Here is a 5629-nt window from a genome sequence, read left to right as displayed (position 1 = left end):
GGAGCACGCCCGCCTCGTGCGACACCGCCAGCGCCCGAGCCACCTCCAGCACCCGCTCCACCACCTCGCCCAGGGGGCGCCCCGGCGCCCACTCCTCCAGCGTGGGGCCCTCCACCCGCTCCAGCTTCACCCACACGTACCGGGGGTTGTCGTGGGGCCACTGGCCCGCGCCCAACTGGCGCACGAGGTTGGGGTGGTGCAGGCGCATGCCCAGCGACACCTCCCTCCAGGCGCGCGCGGCGCGCTCCTCCCCCTGGTCCAGCGGCAGCAGCTTGAGGGCGGACACGTAGCCGTCGGGGCTGCGCACCCGGTACACCGTGGCGAAGCCCCCGCTGCCCAGCACCCCCTCCACCACCTCCCAGCCGATGCGGGTTCCCACGGGCAGCGGAGACATGTCGGGCGGAGGTGGCGCGGCCTCGGCGCCTGGGGGAATGGGGGGCTGGGGCCTGGGGCTGGGGGCTGGGGAGTGTGTGGACATGCGGGACCTACCTCCGAGGACCTCAACGTATCAGGTCGCGTGCCCCCGTCGTGGGCGCGGTCTCGTGGTCTCCAGGACGAGACCCGCCTCCGTCATGGCTCCCCATCTGCCCACCTGCCCACGAGCGGGGAAGGGGCTGCCAATTGCTTACATGGGTCATCCTCGACGCATGAGAGTTTTTGCATGGACGGATCATTCCCGGCGTGTGGACTGGAATGTTTTGCCTGTCTTGAATAAGCATTTCCAAGACTGTGTTCCGCCAGACAACGGGCTCGCGGTGGGGCCATGTCCGACTTTCCGGGAGGGCAAGGCAGTGTCCGGTAGCGGATGCGGCAACCCCCATGTCTTCCAGGAGAAAGGGAGACATGGGCCCCGCGGGGCGAGCGGAGTGTCCGCTAGCTCCCATGGGCCGGAGCTGGTTTCCGCGGACAGGAGGCGAGCAGGCGTCGTTTCCCGTATTCCCTTTCATGTTATTTACTCTCAGTGCTCCCGGATTCCCGTTAGCTGTCAGGGAATGAGCGGGGCACGGTCCACGGGGGGAAATGCGCCATGCCATTCGCCACGCACGCACTGTCCCAGCAGTCCGGAGTGTCCGCGGAGCCCTCGCGCAAGGTGTTGCTCGTGGACCAGGCCAAGGAGCTGCGGCTGTACCTGACGCCCCTGCTGCGCGCGGTGGGGTGCGAGGTGGTGTCGGTGGACAACCTGCTGGCGGCCCGGGTGGAGCTGGGCCGGTGCCGGCCGCTGATGGTGGTGGTGGACTGGCGGGTGCTGCCGGCGGACGGCTCGCCCGGGTGCGCGGCGCTGCGGAGCCACGCGCGGCATGGAGACGTGCCCATCCTCGTCGTGGTGGGACACCACACGCCGTCGGAGCTGCTGGAGACGTGCGTGCGGGGCGGGGCGGAGGACTGCCTGCTGGGCCCGGTGCGCATCAGCGAGCTGCAGGCGCGCCTGGACGTGCTGCGCGAGCGGACGCCCGGCTCGCCGCTCCGGCCGATGGAGCGGCGCACCCCGCGCACCGTGCTGCTGGTGGGCGAGGCGCCGAACACGCCCGGCGGCCTGGGCGCGGACCTGGAGGCGTGTGGCCACCACCTGCTGTACGCCTCCAGCACCGAGCAGGCCGTGGCCCGGGTGGCCGAGTACGGCGAGCCCATCCACCTGCTGCTCGCGCGCGCCCGTGTCTCCTCGGCCGAGGAGATGATGCGCGTGGAGCGCCTGCGCACCGAGGCGCGCCTGGCCCGGGTGCCCACCGTGGTGGTGGCGGACGGCGACGTCACGGAGGTGCCCATGCTCGGGCAGGTGTGGCTGAGCGCGCGCACCCTCGCGCCGCGCCACCTGCTGTCACGCATCAACGGCCAGCTCCAGCGCAACCTCGCCGCGCTGCTGGTGGACGAGCGCGTGCCCTTCGTCTGCCCGGTGGAGTACCGCGAGGTGGGCGGCTTCTCCTGGTCCTCCTGCTACGCCAGCGAGCTCAGCCCGGGCGCCCTCTTCGTGCGCACCCTGGTGCCCGCACGCCCCGGTGCCGCCCTGGAGCTGCGCATCCACCTGTCCACCATCCGCGAGGTGCTCGAGGGCCCCGGCATCGTCACCTGGTCCAATCCCTACACCTCGCGCCGCACCGCCTCCTATCCGCTCGGCATGGGCATCCAGTTCCTGGGCATGAGCCCCCGCCGGCTGATGCAACTGCGCGAGCTCATCCGCGGCACCCGCCTCATGTAGCCCCCTCTCCCCGCTTCACGGAGGTACGTCATGGCCAGGAAGAAGATCCTCCTCGTCGACGACTCGAGCACCGTGCTGTTGCTGCACCGGATGATGCTGTCGCATTGCGGCTATGAGCTGGTCACCGCCCGGGATGGACAGGAGGCGCTCGACAAGGTCTCCGCCGAGCGGCCGGATCTCATCTTCCTGGATGTCCTCATGCCGCGCATGGACGGCTTCCAGACGTGCCGGGCCCTGCGCGCGCGCTCGGAGACGAAGGACGTGCCCATCATCCTCGTCACCACCCGGGGCGAGCCGCACTACGTGCGCCAGGGCTTCGAGAGCGGGTGCACCGACTACATCACCAAGCCCTTCGATGGCGAGGAGCTGCTGGCCAAGGTGCGCGGCCACCTGGAGGAGGCGCGGCCCGCATGAGGGAGCAGCTCCACTGGGAGAACGAGGCCCTGCGCGCGGAGATGGCCGTGCTGCGCGCGGAGAACGAACAACTGAGGGCGGACGAGCGGTGGCGCGCCCAGCGCCAGGGTCTGGTGGAGGCGGAGCTGGGCCACCTGGTGCGTCTGCGCGTGGCGTCCCAGCGGCTGCACGAGACACTCCATCCGTTGGAGCTGCTGGACATCCTGCGGGATTTGCTCATCAACCTGGTGGGCTCGGAGACGCTGGGCATCTTCGAGCGCGAGGGCACGGAGCTGGTGCTGCGGGTGTCGCTGGGCATCGACGCCGAGCGCTTCCGCCGGCTGCCGCTGGAGGTGGACGGCCCCATCGGCCACTCGGCGCGCACCGGAGCCTCCTGGCTGGAGGAGTTGATGGAGGCGGGGAGCGCCCAGAAGCGGACAGACGGGCCGCGCGCGTGCGTCCCCCTGAGACTGGGAGGGCACGTTCTCGGGATGATGGTGTTGTTCGGCCTGCTACCCCACAAACCGCGCCTCGCGCCCGAGGACCGTGAGCTGCTGGAGCTGCTCGCGACGGAAGGTGGCAGGGCCTTGTTCTGTGCCCGCGGCATGGCCGCCGGCAAGCCGTCCTGAGCGGGCGGCTTCGAGGGAGGGGACGAACTTGGAACTGGATCGCGCGCGGCTGCTCGCCACGTTCGCCGAGGAGTCGGGCGAGCTGCTCACGCAGATGGAGGAGACGCTCGTCTCGATGGAGGAGCACCCGGACGAGGAGCGGCTGCGGTCCATCTTCCGGGGCGCGCACACGGTGAAGGGCGCGTCGGCGGCGATGGGCTTCACCGGCATGACGGACGTGTCCCACGTGCTGGAGGACGTGCTGGAGACGCTGGTGGAGCGCCGGCTGCCGGTGAAGGACGAGCACGTGACGCTGCTGTTGTCGGCGGTGGACCGGTTGCGCGAGCTGCTGGCGGCGGTGCTCGCGGGACAGGAGCCGCCGGCGGAGGAGGACGCGCTGCTGGTGGAGCGGCTGCGCGCGTGCGCCGAGGGGTTGCGCCAGCAGGAGGCGCCGCGGACGGTGTACGCGCCCCGGGTGGAGGAGCCGGGGCCGGAGGACGCCGCGGGGCGGCGCGCGCGCACGCTGCGGGTGGACGTGGAGAAGCTGGACCGCATCGCCATCCTCACGGGCGAGCTGGCCATCGCGCGCACGCGGCTGGCGCGGGTGCTGGCCACGGGCACGGCCGAGGAGGCGCTGGAGGTGCACCTGGAGGCGGACCGGCTGCACGAGGAGTTGCAGGAAGAGGTGATGCGGGTGCGGATGGTGCCGGTGGGTCCGCTCTTCCGGCAGCACCTGCGCACGGTGAGGGATTTGACGCGGGGGGAGCGCAAGTGGGCGCGGCTGGTGCTGGAGGGCGAGGAGGTGGAGGTGGACACGGCGCTGGTGGAGGGCCTGCGCGAGCCGCTGCTGCACCTGGTGCGCAACGCGGTGGACCACGGGCTGGAGACGCCGGAGGAGCGCAAGGCGGCGGGGAAGGAGGCGTGCGGCACGCTGGTGCTGAGGGCCTTCCACGAGCCGGGCTCGCTGGTGGTGGAGCTGAGCGATGACGGCCGGGGCCTGCGCTACGACCGGCTGCGGGAGAAGGCGCGCGGGCTGGGGATGGAGCCCGAGCGGATGACGGAGGAGGAGTTGGAGGAGCTCGTCTTCCTGCCGGGGCTGAGCACGGCGGAGGCGGTGACGGAGGTGTCCGGGCGCGGCGTGGGCATGGACGTGGTGCGCCGGAGCGTGGAGGCCCTGCGGGGCCTGGTGACGCTGCGCAGCCAGGAGGGACGGGGCACCACGGTGACGCTGCGCGTGCCGCTGACGCTGGCCACCATCCAGGGCTTCTCGGTGGGAGTGGGCGAGGAGACGTACGTGCTGCCGCTGGAGGCGGTGCGCGAGTGTCTGGAGTTGCCGGTGGAGCGCACCGGGCAGCCCGGGGGCGGGGTGTTGAACCTGCGCGGCCGGGCGCTGCCCTACCTGCGGCTGCGCGAGATGCTGGGGGTGGAGGCCCCCGTGGCGGGCCGGGAGAGCGTCGTCGTGCTGGGGCACGGCGGGAGCCGGGCGGGCCTGGTGGTGGACGCGCTCTTCGGCGAGGGCCAGTGCGTCCTCAAGCCCCTGGGCCGGCTCTTCCGCCACCTGCCCGGCGTGTCCGGCTCCACCATCCTCGGCAGCGGCCGCGTGGGGCTCGTCCTGGACGTGCCCACGCTGCTGCGCACCGCCATCCGCCAGCGGGCCGCCGTGAGCTGACGCTCCGCGTGCCCCGGGCCCTTCTTCCCGCATTCCGAAAGAGAACCATGCTCCAGAACCTCACCATCTCCCGGAAGTTGCAGCTTGGCTTCGGAGTCCTCGTCGCGCTGCTCGCCACCACCATCTGGGGGGCCTATGGCTTCTTCCTGATGCTGGTGACCAATCAGGACTACTACCGCTCCCGCGATGTGCAGATCGCCAGTCTCACCACGGGCATCCACCTGGTGAAGATGGAGAACCGGGTGATGGAGTTCGCGCTCACGGGCAACGAGTCCCTGCTCGAGCCCCTGCCCCAGTGGAAGGCCGCGGTTCTCGAGAACCACGCCCGGGTGGGAAGGCTGACGGCCAACAGCCCCCAGGTGGAGCAGTTGTTGCGGCAACTCATGGAGCAGTACCAGCAGCAATTCCTTCCCCACATCGAGAACCAGGTGCGGCTGCGCCGGGACCTGGATGCCGGGCGCGTTCCGATGGAGCACGTCGCCGACTACGTGAAGAGTGGCAAGGGGAGGAAGAGCTTGGAGCTCATGCAGAACATGGCGGCGGCCGTCGTCCAGCACGAGGTGGAGCGGAACCAGCGGAACACCGAGGTGACCGACGCGCAGGTGAGCTCCGTTCAGCGGATGTTGCTGGGAGGAGGCATCGTGGGACCGCTGCTGGCGGTGCTGCTGGCGTGGTGGTTGGCGCGCAGCATCACCCAGCCCTTGGCCGAGGCGGTGGGACTGACGGGACGGTTGGCCTCGGGAGACCTCACCGCATCCATCGAGG

At 71.0% G+C, this 5629-nt stretch carries 6 protein-coding genes; 5 read left to right on the top strand and 1 reads right to left on the bottom strand.

The window, feature by feature from the left end; genetic code table 11:
• A partial coding sequence (locus Q664_RS44560; protein ID WP_425117472.1) for a protein kinase domain-containing protein occupies window positions 1-478 on the bottom strand: 478 nt, incomplete at its 3' end.
• Between the two features lie 549 nt (window positions 479-1027).
• Between Q664_RS44560 and Q664_RS44555 the strand changes: the two genes are divergently transcribed.
• From Q664_RS44555 to Q664_RS44535, 5 genes are all read left to right on the top strand, one after another.
• A complete protein-coding gene (locus Q664_RS44555; protein WP_052519463.1) occupies window positions 1028-2194 on the top strand; it encodes a response regulator in 1167 nt (388 codons plus the stop codon).
• A gap of 30 nt (window positions 2195-2224) precedes the next feature.
• Window positions 2225-2608, top strand: coding sequence for a response regulator (locus Q664_RS44550; RefSeq protein WP_043411254.1), 384 nt, complete (start codon window positions 2225-2227; stop codon window positions 2606-2608).
• On the top strand, window positions 2605-3216 hold the full coding sequence (locus Q664_RS44545; protein ID WP_043411251.1) for a GAF domain-containing protein: 612 nt from the start codon (window positions 2605-2607) through the stop codon (window positions 3214-3216). The genes Q664_RS44550 and Q664_RS44545 overlap by 4 nt, the downstream gene beginning before the upstream one ends.
• 28 nt (window positions 3217-3244) lie before the next feature.
• Window positions 3245-4864 (top strand): chemotaxis protein CheA, encoded by a 1620-nt coding sequence (locus tag Q664_RS44540; RefSeq protein WP_052519462.1) that lies wholly within the window; start codon window positions 3245-3247, stop codon window positions 4862-4864.
• A 47-nt stretch (window positions 4865-4911) separates the two neighbouring features.
• Window positions 4912-5629, top strand: a 718-nt coding sequence (locus Q664_RS44535) for a CHASE3 domain-containing protein (protein ID WP_043411248.1), incomplete at its 3' end; no start/stop codon positions are given.

The organism is Archangium violaceum Cb vi76 (genome assembly GCF_000733295.1).
Taxonomy (GTDB): domain Bacteria; phylum Myxococcota; class Myxococcia; order Myxococcales; family Myxococcaceae; genus Archangium; species Archangium violaceum.
Note: the sequence above shows the minus strand (reverse complement) of the source record. Positions and strands in the feature narration are given on the sequence as shown.

Coding starts and splice junctions, on each gene's coding strand:
- Q664_RS44550 (WP_043411254.1), top strand. CDS start 2,225: ATGGCCAGGAAGAAGATCCTCCTCGTCGACGACTCGAGCACCGTGCTG.
- Q664_RS44545 (WP_043411251.1), top strand. CDS start 2,605: ATGAGGGAGCAGCTCCACTGGGAGAACGAGGCCCTGCGCGCGGAGATG.
- Q664_RS44555 (WP_052519463.1), top strand. CDS start 1,028: ATGCCATTCGCCACGCACGCACTGTCCCAGCAGTCCGGAGTGTCCGCG.